16 protein-coding genes are annotated in these 14,557 nt (G+C 46.3%); 10 read left to right on the forward strand and 6 right to left on the reverse strand.

The features are described 5' to 3' along the window. Positions 1 to 461 precede the first annotated feature (461 nt). Positions 462 to 1,601: a peptidylprolyl isomerase gene (locus tag NDI42_RS27310; protein ID WP_190458474.1), complete on the forward strand. Its 1,140-nt coding sequence runs from the start codon at positions 462 to 464 to the stop codon at positions 1,599 to 1,601. A 39-nt stretch (positions 1,602 to 1,640) separates the two neighbouring features. Then, complete coding sequence (locus NDI42_RS27315) at positions 1,641 to 1,982, forward strand: hypothetical protein (RefSeq protein WP_199301447.1); 342 nt, start codon at positions 1,641 to 1,643, stop codon at positions 1,980 to 1,982. Between the two features lie 39 nt (positions 1,983 to 2,021). Here NDI42_RS27315 and NDI42_RS27320 read toward each other — a convergent pair whose 3' ends face one another. Then, on the reverse strand, positions 2,022 to 2,579 hold the full coding sequence (locus tag NDI42_RS27320; RefSeq protein WP_242017785.1) for a Uma2 family endonuclease: 558 nt from the start codon (positions 2,577 to 2,579) through the stop codon (positions 2,022 to 2,024). 208 nt (positions 2,580 to 2,787) lie between these two features. On the opposite strand from NDI42_RS27320, the gene thiL reads away from it, so the two are divergent. Then, positions 2,788 to 3,783 carry a thiamine-phosphate kinase gene (gene thiL, locus NDI42_RS27325; protein WP_190458476.1) on the forward strand — a complete coding sequence of 332 codons (996 nt, stop codon included), beginning with the start codon at positions 2,788 to 2,790 and terminating at the stop codon, positions 3,781 to 3,783. Between the two features lie 118 nt (positions 3,784 to 3,901). Here thiL and NDI42_RS27330 read toward each other — a convergent pair whose 3' ends face one another. The 3 genes from NDI42_RS27330 to nadD all read right to left on the reverse strand — a co-directional run bounded on the left by NDI42_RS27330 (position 3,902) and on the right by nadD (position 6,130). Further along, positions 3,902 to 4,915 carry a type I glyceraldehyde-3-phosphate dehydrogenase gene (locus tag NDI42_RS27330; protein WP_190458478.1) on the reverse strand — a complete coding sequence of 338 codons (1,014 nt, stop codon included), beginning with the start codon at positions 4,913 to 4,915 and terminating at the stop codon, positions 3,902 to 3,904. Between the two features lie 165 nt (positions 4,916 to 5,080). Next, positions 5,081 to 5,212 carry a hypothetical protein gene (locus NDI42_RS27335; RefSeq protein WP_277876884.1) on the reverse strand — a complete coding sequence of 44 codons (132 nt, stop codon included), beginning with the start codon at positions 5,210 to 5,212 and terminating at the stop codon, positions 5,081 to 5,083. 315 nt (positions 5,213 to 5,527) lie between these two features. Next, positions 5,528 to 6,130: a nicotinate (nicotinamide) nucleotide adenylyltransferase gene (gene nadD / locus NDI42_RS27340; RefSeq protein WP_190458479.1), complete on the reverse strand. Its 603-nt coding sequence runs from the start codon at positions 6,128 to 6,130 to the stop codon at positions 5,528 to 5,530. Positions 6,131 to 6,513: 383 nt separating this feature from the next. On the opposite strand from nadD, the gene murC reads away from it, so the two are divergent. The 3 genes from murC (at position 6,514) to NDI42_RS27355 (ending at position 9,546) form a co-directional block, all read left to right on the forward strand. Further along, positions 6,514 to 8,046, forward strand: a complete 1,533-nt coding sequence (murC, locus tag NDI42_RS27345) for a UDP-N-acetylmuramate--L-alanine ligase (protein ID WP_190458481.1) — start codon at positions 6,514 to 6,516, stop codon at positions 8,044 to 8,046. A gap of 106 nt (positions 8,047 to 8,152) precedes the next feature. Further along, positions 8,153 to 9,133: a UDP-N-acetylmuramate dehydrogenase gene (gene murB, locus NDI42_RS27350; RefSeq protein WP_190458483.1), complete on the forward strand. Its 981-nt coding sequence runs from the start codon at positions 8,153 to 8,155 to the stop codon at positions 9,131 to 9,133. 74 nt (positions 9,134 to 9,207) lie between these two features. Then, positions 9,208 to 9,546 (forward strand): YbaB/EbfC family nucleoid-associated protein, encoded by a 339-nt coding sequence (locus NDI42_RS27355; protein ID WP_190458485.1) that lies wholly within the window; start codon positions 9,208 to 9,210, stop codon positions 9,544 to 9,546. Positions 9,547 to 9,663: 117 nt separating this feature from the next. Here NDI42_RS27355 and NDI42_RS27360 read toward each other — a convergent pair whose 3' ends face one another. Continuing rightward, the gene (locus NDI42_RS27360) at positions 9,664 to 11,037 is read right to left on the reverse strand and encodes an SGNH/GDSL hydrolase family protein (protein WP_190458487.1); all 1,374 of its coding nucleotides are present in this window, start codon (positions 11,035 to 11,037) and stop codon (positions 9,664 to 9,666) included. Between the two features lie 159 nt (positions 11,038 to 11,196). Between NDI42_RS27360 and NDI42_RS27365 the strand changes: the two genes are divergently transcribed. Both NDI42_RS27365 and NDI42_RS27370 read left to right on the forward strand, forming a co-directional pair. After that, the gene (locus NDI42_RS27365; RefSeq protein ID WP_190443988.1) at positions 11,197 to 11,340 is read left to right on the forward strand and encodes a hypothetical protein; all 144 of its coding nucleotides are present in this window, start codon (positions 11,197 to 11,199) and stop codon (positions 11,338 to 11,340) included. Next, positions 11,306 to 11,782, forward strand: coding sequence for a low molecular weight protein-tyrosine-phosphatase (locus NDI42_RS27370; RefSeq protein ID WP_190458489.1), 477 nt, complete (start codon positions 11,306 to 11,308; stop codon positions 11,780 to 11,782). The genes NDI42_RS27365 and NDI42_RS27370 overlap by 35 nt, the downstream gene beginning before the upstream one ends. Positions 11,783 to 11,804: 22 nt before the next feature. Here the strand turns inward: NDI42_RS27370 and NDI42_RS27375 are convergent, their stop codons facing one another. Next, positions 11,805 to 12,470 carry a response regulator transcription factor gene (locus tag NDI42_RS27375; protein ID WP_190458491.1) on the reverse strand — a complete coding sequence of 222 codons (666 nt, stop codon included), beginning with the start codon at positions 12,468 to 12,470 and terminating at the stop codon, positions 11,805 to 11,807. Between the two features lie 111 nt (positions 12,471 to 12,581). On the opposite strand from NDI42_RS27375, the gene NDI42_RS27380 reads away from it, so the two are divergent. Together NDI42_RS27380 and NDI42_RS27385 are read left to right on the forward strand one after the other, a co-directional pair. Next, entirely contained in the window at positions 12,582 to 13,343 is a 762-nt protein-coding gene (locus tag NDI42_RS27380) for an HpcH/HpaI aldolase family protein (RefSeq protein ID WP_190458493.1), read from the forward strand. A 286-nt stretch (positions 13,344 to 13,629) separates the two neighbouring features. Beyond that, positions 13,630 to 14,301 carry a 2OG-Fe dioxygenase family protein gene (locus tag NDI42_RS27385; protein ID WP_190458495.1) on the forward strand — a complete coding sequence of 224 codons (672 nt, stop codon included), beginning with the start codon at positions 13,630 to 13,632 and terminating at the stop codon, positions 14,299 to 14,301. The last annotated feature ends 256 nt before the right edge of the window (positions 14,302 to 14,557 follow it).

Below are 14,557 nucleotides of genomic sequence, written 5' to 3' on the forward strand. Positions count from 1 at the left end.
AATGCGCCCTATGTGTCAATCACCATCGGGCTTTACTCCCTATTACATACAATAAAGTTATCTCTCTTTTTATTGTTCCGCTATGTATTTAGCATACTAAGTACTGAAGAGCCTAGCAGTCTTAAATAATTCGTGAAGGCGAGATGCCCAACTTCTCTAAGAAGTCGGGCATCTAAAGGGCTAGTGTTGTACAATTCTGGCTCGGATTGCTATAGCAGCCCTAAATGATTAGTGAAAGTGAAGAAACCCGGTAACTTTTAAGAAACCGGGACTGGTGGAGATGGTAATTTTCCGTGCCTGAAATAAAATTGCTATAACTCAGCATTTAGTCCCCAGTCCCCAATCCCCAGTCCCTAATCCCCAGTCCCTAGTGAACACCCGTATGGCAAGATTAAGAATGGAGTTTTTCAGCTGACGAAAGCTTCCGCCGTAACTGGTTGGCAGCACCCAGGGATTAATTTATGCTTCAAAAAAACCGTTCTATACTCAATTGGTGCAAGCGCTTGGCTCAAACTAGCGTCTTAGCGCTACTGCTGATTACTCTCTCAGTAGGACTTAGTGCTGCTTGGTGGGACACATCAGCCAAAAGTGTCCGCGATAGTGGGTTGCCATCTGGAAATGCGATCACAGACGGAAAAGCATTGCTACGGTATGCCCTACCCATTGAGAACCAAGAAATACGGAATATGCAAAGCAGTTTGGAAGATATCGCGAACCAACTGCGAGGTAAACGCTGGAGTCCCATCACTAGCGATATTACCAGGGCAGATCGGATTCTGAGCGATCGCGTCTCCGAATTACTCGCCAACATCCCAGAGTCGCAAAAACCCGAAGCCCTTGCCCTCATAGATAACATGAAGCAGCAAATCTCCCAGCTTCGAGAGGCGGTGGAAGCCAAAGATAAAGAACAAACCTGGACTGAGCGCGGTAAACTGCTCGACATGGTGGGACAGTTGGAAGAAATGATGGTGCAAAGCTTCCCCTACGAAGTGCCATCAGAGTACAGCAACCTGCCTCAACTCAAAGGTCGCGCCACCGTGGAAGTGACAACCAATCAAGGCACTATTACTTTAGTGGTTGACGGCTACAGTGCGCCCGTGACTGCTGGTAACTTTGTCGATTTAGTTCAGCGCGGCTTCTATGATGGTCTGGAGTTTGTTCGCGCCGAAGAGTCCTACGTGCTGCAAGTGGGAGATCCACCAGGGCCAGATCAAGGTTTCATTGACCCAAAAACTGGCAAGTACCGCAATATCCCCTTAGAAGTGCTAGCCAGAGGCGACCAAGAACCCGTCTATGGCATTACCTTAGAAGATGCTGGACGTTATCGCGATCAGCCAGTGCTTCCCTTCTCCGCCTACGGTGCGGTTGCGATGGCACGTCCTGAAGGGGAACCCGATGGTGGTTCTTCCCAGTTCTTCTTCTTCTTGTTTGAACCAGAACTGACCCCAGCAGGACGCAACCTCTTGGATGGGCGATATTCCGTCTTTGGCTATGTAACTGAAGGCAAAGAAGTCTTGCAAAAGCTGAAAGCAGGTGACAAGGTTGAATCTGCGAAGGTCGTCCAAGGGGCGAAAAATCTAGTTCAGCCACAAGTAGCATAAACATCTAGTTGATATGTAGAGTTATAAGTAGGGTGGGCAATGCCCACCCTACTTGCTAAGAACTTTATGCCAATTCTTGAAGTAATCTTTGTAGTCGCCGCGAGTGTAATGGCAATTATGTTGTTTCATAGTACCTCGCAGCAACAACAGCAACAAAGACAGCTAGAAAATGCTTTTTATCAATTACTAGAAGCTCAAAATAGCTGCATTTCTCTGATCCAATTGGCAGCAGCAGCTAGAGTAGATGCTCAAGTGGCTAAGCAATACCTGGATCGTCAGATACAGTTATTAGGTGCTATGCCAGAAGTTGATAATGATGGCGATACTTTTTACCGCTTCCCGAAACTGCGTTTGCCACCTTCAGATAATGAATGGACATGAGGAGAGATGAGGATGCGATCGCGCTTTTTCCCAATCCTCCTACTGTGTTTGACTTCTCACCCACTCGCGGAACAACCGAATCATTGCTGTTTCTCCCACAGTTTTTTGCTGTTCCAGAAACCGCACAATTTCGGATGGTGAGAGAAAAGGAAAAGTAGGAGATGTATTGCGCTCTAAATATTGTTTCTCTTCTAACTGATAGAATCTTAAGCGTCTTCCGTCATAACGCCAGACTTCCGGCACCCTAAAAGCATACAAGTCAAATTGATTAATAGAACTGCTAGTAATATCAATGTCAATGATTAAGTCAGGTGGTGGATATTGATTTAAGTCGATTTGCTCTATTTCTCGGACAATCGGCTCATTCTGGATGTAGTAGCACTGATTTGGTTCAAATCCCCTCTGCAAATCCTCACGCTTAGAAGTTCCCGAACCTAAGCTGCGAATATTAATATTTAATTCCTCTGTCAGAGTTTCCACAAAACGTCCTAAGAGTTTTTTGTAGCCTTCATGAGGAGCTAGTGGAGCCATAATTTCCAATAAGCCTCGGTCGTAAGTCAGGCGAATCCCCCGCTGTTCTTCTATATCTTTGAGCAAAGCTTGATAAGTCTGTCAGCTAATATTTCTTAACAGAAATCGTTGTGGATTTTGAATTAGCGTGGTTGTCATTTTGAGACTAAACCTAGAACGTTGTTGGTAGTCATGATAGAAGTATGGGTATATTTTAGCGATCGCGCTTAGTATTTACTCAGGGTGCGATCGCTTGTTTGAACACACTCTCCTCTTTGCGGTTCGTCAAAACTCCATGAAAATTCAAGACATCGGGGAACAGGGTTTATTACAACGATTGCAACGCTTCTGTCCGGCGGAAGTCGTGGGAGATGATGCGGCTGTAATGAAAACTCAGCCGGGTAAAGAATTGGTAGTGACAACGGATATGCTGGTGGATGGAACCCATTTTAGCGATCGCACGACATCCCCAGAAGACGCTGGTTGGCGTGCTGCTGCTGCCAATTTATCCGATTTAGCCGCAATGGGCGCATCCCCACTGGGAATTACTGTAGGTTTAAGTCTTACAAGCGATACACTCGTCACCTGGGTGGAGCGACTTTACCAGGGAATAACCGAATGCTTGCAACATTACAATACATTTATTGTCGGCGGTGATATTTGCCGTTCGCCAGTCAATACAATAGCAATTACTGCCTTTGGTGAAGCTTCCCCAAATCGTATTATCCGGCGCTCATCTGCTCAAGTTGGAGATGCTATTGTCGTCACCGGAGTTCACGGAGCCTCAAGAGCGGGTTTAGAATTGTTACTGAACCTACAATCCGGTCAAAATCTCACCGAAGCCGGGAAAGTATCTTTAATCCAAGCGCACCAGCGCCCCAAACCCCGCCTAGATGTCTTACCTTTCCTGTGGGATTTGGATTCCCAATCCCCCATCCCCGTTGCTGGGATGGACAGCAGCGACGGTTTAGCAGATGCAATTGTGCAAATTTGCCGATGTAGTGGAGTGGGTGCAAAATGCGATCGCGCCTCGATTCCCATTCCAGCTGCCCTCAGCCAAATGGTTTCAACTGAGCAAGCGTTGGACTGGGCTTTATATGGCGGCGAAGACTTTGAACTTGTCTTATGCCTACCTTCAGAAAAAGCCCAAATATTAGTGGAACGATTGGGCGAGGGGGCAGCTGTTATCGGGATTACTACCGAAGCCAACGTCTTGTTAGTAGACTCCTCTGGTGTCTATCCCGACAAACAACTCACCCTCAACCAAGGATTTCAGCATTTTAGTTATTAATTTGGCGTCAGCAGTTAAAACTGACTGTCTGGGCTTTCGCATTGCAACTCGAATCCATCACTTTTAGCGACGGATTCGAGTTGCAATGCAAAAGCACCTACCGACTAACTAATTACTCTTAGCTTTTCCACTTCTTAGCCATCAGTTCAGCCAAGTCTACAACCCGCTGAGAGTAACCCCACTCGTTGTCGTACCATGCGACAACCTTAACCATGTCACCGTCCATAACCATCGTCAGACTGGCATCCACAATCGAAGAGGCATCGTGACCGCGATAATCAGAAGAGACAAGCTCCAGGTCGCTATACTCCAGAATGCCTTTCAAGGGACCTTCAGCTGCGTCCTTAAGAACTTGGTTAACTTCTTCGGCGAACGTTTTCTTCTCAACGTTGACCACCAAATCCACTACAGAAACATTAGGTGTCGGAACCCGCAGAGCTAGGCCATTCAGCTTGCCTTTGAGTTCTGGCAGCACCAGAGCTACTGCTTTAGCCGCACCTGTGGTGGTGGGGACAATGTTCATTGCTGCTGCTCTTGCCCGGCGCACGTCCCGGTGAGAAGCGTCTAGTAAACGCTGGTCGCCAGTATAGCTGTGGGTTGTGGTCATCAGCCCTTTGATAATGCCGAAGTTGTCATTAAGCACCTTGGCAAAGGGAGCCAGACAGTTAGTGGTACAACTGGCGTTGCTGATGACAACGTGCTTATCGTGATCGTAGTTTTGATCGTTGACACCCACCACGAAGGTGCCGTCATCGTTTTTACCGGGAGCGGTAATCAAAACTTTTTTTGCTCCAGCGGTTAAATGCTTGGATGCCCCTTCCTTGCTGGTAAAAACGCCTGTTGATTCGATAATCAGGTCAATTTCCCAATCTTTCCAGGGCAAGTTTTCGGGATTGCGATCCGATGTGCATTTTACCGTCTTGCCGTTGACGATGATGGAGTTGTCATCGTGACTGATGTCAGCCTTAAACGTTCCCAACATGGTGTCATATTTCAGCAAGTGGGAGTTAGTTTTTGGGTCGGAAGTGTCGTTGATGGCAACGACTTCCATATTGCTATTTTCCCGACCCAGCCAGCATCGCATGAAATTACGTCCGATGCGTCCAAAACCGTTGATCGCTACTCTAATCACTGCTACTTGCCCTCTGTCTTTTGACCTACAGTAATTTCCTGTTGATGACCCCAATCATATCGCAAAGGGCGCTCATACATAGCGCTAACTGCTGAACAATTCGATGTTTGGTCACGTAAGACTTCGCACAATTAAGTATGTTGGGGGATCGGCAGGTATTTGTTTCTACTCAAGTAGGTGAGTTTTGCTGGTCTGAAAAGCCAGTAGCGATCGCCCAAGTTCAACAGCCATCAGCAACTTGGCAGCATAGCGATCGCTCGTTTGTGAAGCTTCGAGTCTGCTTAGGAACTGGGGCATCCGTATCCAAATCATCCTGTACACCATCAGTTCAAGCAGTCTTTTACCCTGAATTTCTATCAAAATAATTGATTTCAGCTTTTATATATGACAATTGCTCATAATAAGCTTTTTCTAGAATATTTACTTCTATTGTCTCTCATTATTGACTATTATCTATCTTTTATAACAAATAGCACAAAAAACAAGAATATTCTGGCTGCATAAACTCTCACCGAAGCAATTTGGGATTTTAGATTGAGGAATTGGAGATTGTGTAGACTCCAAAATCAATCGGTTTCAATGTTGCGTAAGTTTAAGAACATTATTCGCCAATCAATTTGAGTAAAGTTTGTGGGTATCGATGTAAATTCGGACAGCTTCCGGGACTAAGTAACGAATCGAACGTCCTTGGCGGCAATACTGCCGAATCAAACTTGATGAAATGCCCACACTTGGCATGGCAAGCAACGAAGAGCGAATCGTCATACCTTGGAGAGCCAGCTGTTGAGCAACCTGGGTGTCATCTAGCTGGACATGAGTTGATGGACGCGGTGCCACCAACCATTCACAGTTTGTTACAAGTTCCTGACGGCGATACCAACGGGGTAAGGTTGTGAAGGCATCCATGCCAATAATCCAGTGCCAGCGGGTGTGGGGGTATAAAGACTGGAGGTAATTCAGGGAGTAGATGGCATAATCTATAGCCTGGAGATTTGCCTCTACGGGTGCTAGAGCAAAGCTGGGATGGTCAGCGATCGCTAGTTGCACCATTGAGGAACGATGCTCAAATTCCATCGCTTGTTTGTGGGGAGGAGAGAAACTTGGTACCCAGATCACCTTGTCCAAATCCGCTTGAATTAAGGCAGTTTCCGCCATCAACAGGTGTCCCCAGTGAATGGGATCAAAGGTGCCACCCAAAATTCCCCAGTTTTGCATAATACAACAGCCAACCCAGCTTGTCTCCCATCGTTTTTGTCCAACAGTGAAAACTCGGATGAATTGCAACCAACTATGGTGTTAGTCTTTTCAAGAAGTTTCCGGAGTGTAAGCAATTTTGACGAGTAAAGATAAAAACCATCTCATGATAGAAGCTACTGGGTCAGGAATAACCTAGCGTGTAGTTAATCTAACTAGGGTGCCTAGTGCTACGCTCTTGAAGTGCGGGTATTGCGTGAAACAAAAATACTCTTATTATCGAATTGCGCTCTGGGATTGTATTGTAAATCTCGGCAAGGTTGTATCGAGAAAAATCAATTCTTGATATGATAGCGCGTGTTATCGGTGCAGCCTGGATGTGGTGTGGTGTGTAAGGAGCTAAAATGCCGAATACAGTTGATTTTACCGGGAGGCCATTTCATTTCATCGGCATTGGTGGAATTGGAATGTCAGCTCTCGCCTACGTTGTAGCTAAACGTAAGTTGCCTGTATCTGGGTCGGATATTCATTCGAGCCATATTACCAAGCGTTTGCAGGCAGTCGGCGCTCACATTTTTGGTAGTCAAGATGCCTCAAACTTAGAATTTTTTCAACCGAGTAGAGACACTGAAGCGGAGAAAGCGGCAGTTATAGGCATAAGCGACGCAAAAGAATCTTCTGTGGAACCAGACAAGAACGGACTTGTCCGTTCTGGCGGTCGATGGTCATCTACGAATGGGAAAGTAATGTCGATGACCTTGCCGCAAGTGATTTGTTCCACAGCAATCAATCCGGCAAATGCTGAATATCGGGCAGCACTTGATTTAGGCTGTCCGATTTTTCATCGTTCGGATTTACTAGCAGCTTTGATTCAGGATTACCAGAGTATTGCGGTCGCTGGTACTCATGGCAAAACCACAACTAGCAGCATGATTGGGTATTTGCTGTTAAAAGCCGGGTTAGACCCGACAATTGTGGTAGGTGGAGAAGTAAATGCCTGGGAAGGCAATGCGCGTTTAGGAGAAGGGCCTTATCTGGTTGCAGAAGCAGATGAATCTGATGGTTCTTTATCTAGACTTTCAGCTGCCATTGGGGTAGTGACAAACATTGAACTGGATCATCCAGACCACTACGATAGCCTCGAAGAAGTGATTAACACCTTCGAGATATTCGCTTCTCGGTGTAAAAGTGTCATAGGTTGCATCGATTGCGCGGTAGTTAAAGATTCCTTGCAACCGGAAATTAGTTATAGCCTGCGGCGGGACTCTGGGGCTGATTACACCGTCGATGAGATTAATTATGGAGCTGACGGCACAGAGGCCAGAGTTTGGGAACAAGGAAAAATTTTAGGGAAACTTTCAGTGAAGTTGCTAGGGGCGCACAATCTGAGCAATGCTCTGGCGGCAGTAGCTGTAGGGCGCAAATTGGGTGTAGATTTTGGGGTAATTGCAGAAGCGATCGCATCCTTCGAGGGCGCACGCCGTCGATTTGAGCTGCGGGGCGAGAGCAATGGCATCTGCTTTGTGGATGACTATGCCCACCACCCCAGCGAAATCATCGCCACAGTAGGGGCAGCACGTTTGCAAGTCAAAGCACCGCGCAGGATTGTGGCAATATTCCAGCCACATCGCTACAGCCGGACTATCACTTTTTTGGCAGAATTTGCACAGTCGTTTAAGGATGCCGACATTGTTGTCCTCAGTGATATCTACAGCGCGGGAGAACCAAATTTGGGGCAGATTAGCGGTGAACAGGTCGCAGAATTAATTGCAACCCATCATCCCAATGTTTACTACCAACCGTCTCTGCCCGACATCAGTAGGTTGCTTACCCAAATCCTTCAACCAGGTGACTTAGCTCTGTTTTTGGGAGCTGGGAACCTGAATCAAATTATTCCAGAGGTCATGGCTTTCTATCAAAAAGAAGGAAGTAGTTAATAGTCATAAGTCATTGGTTACAGCTTTTCTAATAACCAATGACTTATAAATAATGGCCTTTCTTCCGTGGTGTCAGCTGTCTCGGCATTCTCATTAGCGAATTGATATGACTCTTTCCTATGATCCACCAAGCGTTTTGGACGCTTCTGTTAACCCCAGCAAAGAATCCCTGAAATCTTTACCCCTTTACTTACCAGGAACTGAGTGTTTATTGCGATCGCAAGCACCTCTCGACCGACTCACATCTTACAGAGTCGGAGGCCCCGCAGAGTGGTACGTGGCTCCCCGTCGCATCGAAGAACTGCAAGCCAGTTTTGAATGGGCTAATTTTGAGGAGTTACCAATCACTTTGTTGGGGGCTGGTTCAAATTTACTGGTAAGTGATAACGGGCTTCCCGGTTTAGTTATTTGTACTCGCCATCTCCGTCAAACTCACTTTGACCCCGAAACGGGTCTAGTGAGTGCAGGTGCAGGGGAACCGATAGCCCGCCTCGCATGGCAAGCAGCCGAACGCGGTTGGCAAGGGCTAGAATGGGCAGTCGGCATTCCTGGTACAGTCGGCGGCGCAGTGGTGATGAATGCGGGCGCTCACACTAGCTGTACTGCTGATATTTTGGCCAACACCCAAGTCTTCTCACCAGACGGGAAAATAGAAATTCTTACCCCTGAAAAACTCAAATTTGCTTATCGTACCTCAATACTGCAAGGAGGCAATCGCTTAGTCACCCAAGCAACCTTCAAGCTTCAGCCTGGAGCCGATCCTGCCTTCGTTATGGCAGCAACCAGCAAACATCTAGAACAACGGCGCACCAGTCAACCTTACAACTTGCCTTCCTGTGGTAGCGTTTTCCGCAATCCCAACCCCCACAAAGCAGCTTGGTTGATTGAACAAACTGGTCTGAAAGGATACCAAATTGGCGGCGCTCAAGTTTCTCAGCGCCATGCTAACTTTATCCTTAACTGCGGCGGTGCCAAAGCTAGTGATATCTTCCAACTCATCCGCTATATTCAGCAGCAAGTGGAACATCGGTGGTCACTGTCTTTAGAGCCGGAAGTGAAAATCTTAGGCGACTTTCAACCTGTGTAGAGATGTCGCACGGCCTCAAGAATACTAAGATCGAGATAGACTTGCAAGTCCAACTAATACAGCGTTAAATAGTCATGACACAAAAAGGATTCGGCTTCGGTTTAGGCAAAATGAAAGAACTAGCCGAAGCTTTCAAAAAAGCCCAGCAGGTTCAAGAAGGTGCTAAAAGGCTTCAGGAAGAACTGGAGCAAATGGAGATTGAGGGAACTAACGACAATAGCACCATCAAGGTTTACTTGAGCGGTAATCAAGAACCTCTGCGGGTAGAAATTTCAGCAGATGCCTACAATCTGGGGGCAGAAGCCCTTTCTGGACAGATGACGGCAGCAATGAAAGATGCCTACGAGAAGTCCACAGCAACCATGCGATCGCGCATGGAAGAACTCACCAGTGGACTCGATCTACCGATGTAGTTAGGGATTGGGGATTGGGGGATTGGGAAAGACGAAGAAGGCTTACCTAGTCCCTAAGTCCCTAGTTCCTAGTTCCTAGTCCCCAGTCCCCAGTCCCCAGTCCCCAGCCCCCAACCCCTATCTCGGCTTCTGGGTTGGAATCTGAAGCAGAGGTAACTCCAACATAGTTTTGTAGAGTCTATCTGCCAGGATTGTATTAGCTTCATCCGTCAGGTGAACGGCATCAGAGAAAGCCTGACGGGGAGACTTCTCGTAAAGTTTGTAGAAGTCCAACGTTTTCACATTTTGCCCATACATTCGCTCTAGCTGCTGATTGGCTGCGGCTAATTGTACATAACCGTCTTTGACTCGTTGAGTGTAGGTTGAACCTAGTTCGCCCAAAAGCTGTCGCTCTTTTTCCGACATACTGCTTGTTGAGCGCCCGGTAATTTCGGGTTGAGTAACCACAAGCAAAGGAATCTTTGCCGGTGCTGTCAAAATAGCCATCTGCTTCATGCGATCGCTATAGCGTTCAACCCGACGCTTTAACTCAGCTGGCGAAGCCGCCAAACGTTCTTCTAAAGGCAAACTTTCCTCACTCACCGCCATACTCAGCTGATCCACCGATGGCTGCGGTTTCAACACCCAATACTGCGTTGCTTTCACTAGATACGTTTGACTTAGCCAACGCTTAATATCCTGGCTCAGCACGAACCATAGATGCCCAGGCGCATTGTTGAGAAATTTGTCTAAATGAGGAATATCCGTTTCGGTTTCGGTGCTGGGCAACATTAAGTCTGCATACCCATCCAAAACTATGATCGCGTCCGGCTTATAAGGCAAAATTTGGAGCGCTAATTGAGCCAGTTGATTGCCAGAAGTATAGCCTGGTACTGCCGCATTGATGACGCGATATTTGCCTTCGCGAATCCGTAGCGGTAAGGAGAGGGCTTTTATTCGTTCTGGCTTGTAGTAAGGCAAAAAATCTGGGCGAAAGTTCTCCGGAGCTGCTTTTTGCTTGGCTACTCGTATATTGAGACTACCTTCAAGCTTGTTAGCGAAAGTTTCTTGGTTACTCAAATTCCTGTGACCAAAGGCGGTTGATCCGCCCAAAACGAAAACCCGAATTTCATCTTTAGGTTTTGCTAGGGGAACCGCTTCGTTGTCACGAAAACCCTGTTGGTTAATGCGCCAAAATTTGCTCTTCTGGTTAGGAGCCAGCTCATATCCTACAGATAAACGCCGATTAGCAATCAGATGCCCATAGTTGGGTAGACCGTCGAAGGGTTGCTGGTTTTGATCGAGGAACTTAAGACGGTAAGCTGTAACTTCTGGTGGTTCGCCTTCATAGGCTGCCAATTCGGGACTTTTGCCTGCGACACCCACAAAAACCCGTGCCAGCAATTCTAGAAAAATCAAGAATAGCGGCAGGGCTAGGAGTACGAGGAGAAGCTGAGGCGGCTGGCGGCGTTTTTGGTAAGATTTGTAGCTGTAGCCGGACTTTTTAAACATCAAGTAATGAACCTCAAATGAGCAACGAACAAGGGAAGTTAAAAGTTAAAAAGCCAAGGTAAATATTTATTCTTTTTTGCCTTTTGCCTTTTGCCTTTTGCCTTCGGCAAGCGATCGCGCTATGCTGCAATTTCGTTGCTAAACTTAACAGCGTGGTAGATGACAACCTATGATGAATTTGCTGTGCCAACAGACTTTTCCCTAAATGCTGGTGCGGTATTCAGGGAATCGTTACTGCATAAGAGTACAAAAGTAGATATCTTACCATATGCCCTACAAGTTATTATTCGTCTGCCTTGGTAATATTTGCCGTTCGCCTGCGGCAGAAAACATCATGAACCATTTGATTGAGCAAGAGGGTTTAAGCGATCGCATTAGCTGCGATTCTGCCGGTACTGGAGGTTATCACATTGGCAGTCCTCCAGACAGACGCATGGCAATAGCCGCTAAGGCGCGTGGAATTACGCTTCAGGGTCAAGCGCAGCAATTTCAAAAGTCAAACTTTGAGGAATTTGATTTAATTTTGGCAATGGATCGAGAAAACTACCAAGATATCCTCTCCCTTGATCCAGCTCTCAAGTATCAGGACAAAGTGCGGCTAATGTGTGACTTCTGCACCCACCATACCGCCAAGGAAGTTCCTGACCCCTACTATGGTGGCCCGGAAGGATTTAATAAAGTCATAGATTTACTGTTAGATGCCTGTGAGGGGCTGCTGCAACACATTAGAGCTAATGGCATTTAAACAATTAGCTATTAAATATTGACTATTCCACCAAATGATGCTCCATAGCGAAACGCACCAATTCGGATCGGTTGTTAGTTTCCGTTTTTCTCAGCAGACTACTGACGTGCTTTTCCACCGTCCGAGGACTGAGGTGCAGCTTGTTGCCGATGTCGCCATTAGATAAACCTTTGGTGAGTTGATCTAGAACTTCCTGTTCTCTCTGAGTGAGATTGAGTATCACGGAAGCAACAGGTGGAGAAAGTGGAGAAGCTTCGACTTCTTGTGTTGGTGCAGCTCCACCTTGGATGAACGATCGCCACTCGACTTGGATCATTTGCGATCGCTCCAACAAATTGCGAATCACCGCCCCCAACTCCTCCAGTTCAAACGGCTTGGGCAGATAGAGATCGCACCCCAACTTATACCCCTGAATCCGTTCTGAGGTACTGGCACGCTCTGTCAAAAAAATCACAGGTAGCAAGCGGAAGGTTGGACGCTGACGAAGCTGCCGCACCAGTTCGTAGCCGTCCATCCGAGGCATCATAATGTCTGTCACCAGCAAATGAGGATGATACTTCTCAACCAAGCCGAGTGCGGCTTGACCATCCTCGGCTGTAATGACCGAATAACCAGACAGCTCCAGATAATCGCTAATAGAAAGACGAATCCCTGGATCGTCATCGGCAACCAGGATGAGCAAAGGCATGGCAAACAGGAAACAGCGTACTTAACCCCTAGAATAAGTCAATTTTATTTATAAGATTAAAACATTATAAGTTTTAGGCAACTTTTCTACCCATTGAGGTAAAAGCTGAGGATGCGTGAACACCAACTCAAACAAAAACTCCAGCAGGGCGAAGTCGTCATAGGCCCATTTATCAACTGCGCCTATCCCGCATTTATTGAAATCTGCGGACACGCCGGATTTGATTTCGCTGTCATTGATATGGAACACGGTGCCTTAAACACGCTAGTTGCCGAAGACCTATGCCGTGCAGCAGACTGCGTGGGATTAGCACCTATTATACGCATCAGCAAGAATGACGCGCCACAAATCCAACGAGCGCTAGACATCGGCAGTGCAGGTGTCCAGGTGCCTCAGATTGAAACCCAAGCCGACGCAGCAGACGTTGTGCGTGGTGCCAAGTATAGCCCTCTTGGTTCTCGCGGTCTATCATTCTACACCAGGGCTGGCGTGTATGGGTCGGCAGGGACGCAAATTACCGATCGGCTAAACCAAGAGTCTTTAATTGTCGTTCACGTCGAAGGCAGGCGCGGCGTGGAAAACATCGAAGAGATTGTCAGTGTCCCCCACATCGATGTTATATTTCTCGGCCCTTATGACCTGTCGCAGTCGTTGGGAATTCCCGGACAGGTAAGCGACCCGCGGGTTATTGACTTGATGCAGAAATGCGTTGCCAGCATCCGCAACGCTGGGAAAGTTGCTGGCACCTTTGCCGATAATCCGGAAACCGCGAAGCAGTGGATTGATGCTGGGGTTCAGTATGTCGGGCTAGGTGTGGATGTAGGCATTTTTTTTAAAGCGTGTCAGGCGTTGGTTCATGCGGTGCGGTCTTAAAGCTTTTTACCAGGCGTAAAGATGCGATAACCGCAAGTTTTATATAGCAATCCTATTTGAGTTGTGAGCCAGCTCTTGAGATCCCCGACTTCTCCAAAAAGTCGGGGATCTCACCTTCACGAATCATTTAGGAGTGCTACACAAAATGGCAACCAGCTTCATCAAAAATTTATATGAGTTTTGTATCAAATATAATAGTTTTTTATTTTTCTGAATCTATGCTTGATATAGAGTCCTTATAAAGAGGCTGAATATATAGGGATCAATGCTTATTGGAGAAAAAGCTATGCAAACGCTATCTGAAGTCAAAAACTTGGCTTATGCCATGATGTTTACTTTGCACAAAGTCAAGTCAGTAAACATTGAGGAGTTTAAGCCATTCTTTACCAATCTTCCTGTTGACCCTTATATCAAAGGTAATTATCGCTTTAGACGATTGTCTCGCTTCAAAGTATTGGGGGATGAGTTAATCAAGCTGCCTCATGGCTACTTGTTCCAAAGCAAAAAACACAATCCATTATTAGGAGACATTAAAAGAGAGTTTGCCGAACTCGATGATGACATGATAAAACTTGAGGATTTTAAAAAGCTGGTGTTGGCTTTTATTGATTACTGTCAACTCGACAAACAAGCTGTTGAAATTGGAGTTCATCAAATCAGAACTACCTGTTCACAGGATAATTATGGAAACCCAGCGCCTGAAGGCATTCATAGAGATGGCACTGATTTTGTCGGAATATTTTCTGTGGATAGGAACAATATTCAAGGTGGGGAAACCGAACTGTATAAATCCAAAAAGGAGAGTCCAGTTTTTCATAAAATCCTCAATCCAGGGGACTTGCTATTAGTCAATGATGACGAGTTTTTTCACTACACTACTCCTATCCAACCGCTAGTTTCTGGTGAAGGTACGCGAGACGTGTTTGTTCTGACTTGTCCAAGTTTACTGAAAGATTAAAAATGGGAAGTTGTTAATTTCTGATTTTTACTGAAGGCAGAGTTTCGATTTTCTCAAACAATCGAAACTCTGCCTCGTTTTTTTTTTAGCAATGCTTTTGCATTTACAAGCTTGTAGGGAATTGTGACTGTAAGTAGGGCTTGCTGAATAAATAATGGAAGACCCAGAGAAGGCTTGATTAGTGATTCAAGCCGACAATAATATAAGTTTTTGTTTTTCCTCATTTATCGAGCCATAGCTTTTGATGATGGACAGA

Origin of the sequence: Funiculus sociatus GB2-C1, from assembly GCF_039962115.1 — a bacterium.
In the GTDB taxonomy this organism is placed as follows: Bacteria; Cyanobacteriota; Cyanobacteriia; order Cyanobacteriales; family FACHB-T130; genus Funiculus; species Funiculus sociatus.

What these genes read in the sequence shown, in the direction of transcription:
- NDI42_RS27310 (WP_190458474.1), top strand. Translation starts at nt 462, where the DNA reads ATGCTTCAAAAAAACCGTTCTATACTCAATTGGTGCAAGCGCTTGGCT.
- NDI42_RS27315 (WP_199301447.1), top strand. Translation starts at nt 1,641, where the DNA reads ATGCCCACCCTACTTGCTAAGAACTTTATGCCAATTCTTGAAGTAATC.
- thiL (WP_190458476.1), top strand. Translation starts at nt 2,788, where the DNA reads ATGAAAATTCAAGACATCGGGGAACAGGGTTTATTACAACGATTGCAA.
- NDI42_RS27335 (WP_277876884.1), bottom strand. Translation starts at nt 5,212, where the DNA reads ATGCCCCAGTTCCTAAGCAGACTCGAAGCTTCACAAACGAGCGATCGC.
- nadD (WP_190458479.1), bottom strand. Translation starts at nt 6,130, where the DNA reads ATGCAAAACTGGGGAATTTTGGGTGGCACCTTTGATCCCATTCACTGG.
- murC (WP_190458481.1), top strand. Translation starts at nt 6,514, where the DNA reads ATGCCGAATACAGTTGATTTTACCGGGAGGCCATTTCATTTCATCGGC.
- murB (WP_190458483.1), top strand. Translation starts at nt 8,153, where the DNA reads ATGACTCTTTCCTATGATCCACCAAGCGTTTTGGACGCTTCTGTTAAC.
- NDI42_RS27355 (WP_190458485.1), top strand. Translation starts at nt 9,208, where the DNA reads ATGACACAAAAAGGATTCGGCTTCGGTTTAGGCAAAATGAAAGAACTA.
- NDI42_RS27360 (WP_190458487.1), bottom strand. Translation starts at nt 11,037, where the DNA reads ATGTTTAAAAAGTCCGGCTACAGCTACAAATCTTACCAAAAACGCCGC.
- NDI42_RS27365 (WP_190443988.1), top strand. Translation starts at nt 11,197, where the DNA reads ATGACAACCTATGATGAATTTGCTGTGCCAACAGACTTTTCCCTAAAT.
- NDI42_RS27370 (WP_190458489.1), top strand. Translation starts at nt 11,306, where the DNA reads ATGCCCTACAAGTTATTATTCGTCTGCCTTGGTAATATTTGCCGTTCG.
- NDI42_RS27375 (WP_190458491.1), bottom strand. Translation starts at nt 12,470, where the DNA reads ATGCCTTTGCTCATCCTGGTTGCCGATGACGATCCAGGGATTCGTCTT.
- NDI42_RS27380 (WP_190458493.1), top strand. Translation starts at nt 12,582, where the DNA reads ATGCGTGAACACCAACTCAAACAAAAACTCCAGCAGGGCGAAGTCGTC.
- NDI42_RS27385 (WP_190458495.1), top strand. Translation starts at nt 13,630, where the DNA reads ATGCAAACGCTATCTGAAGTCAAAAACTTGGCTTATGCCATGATGTTT.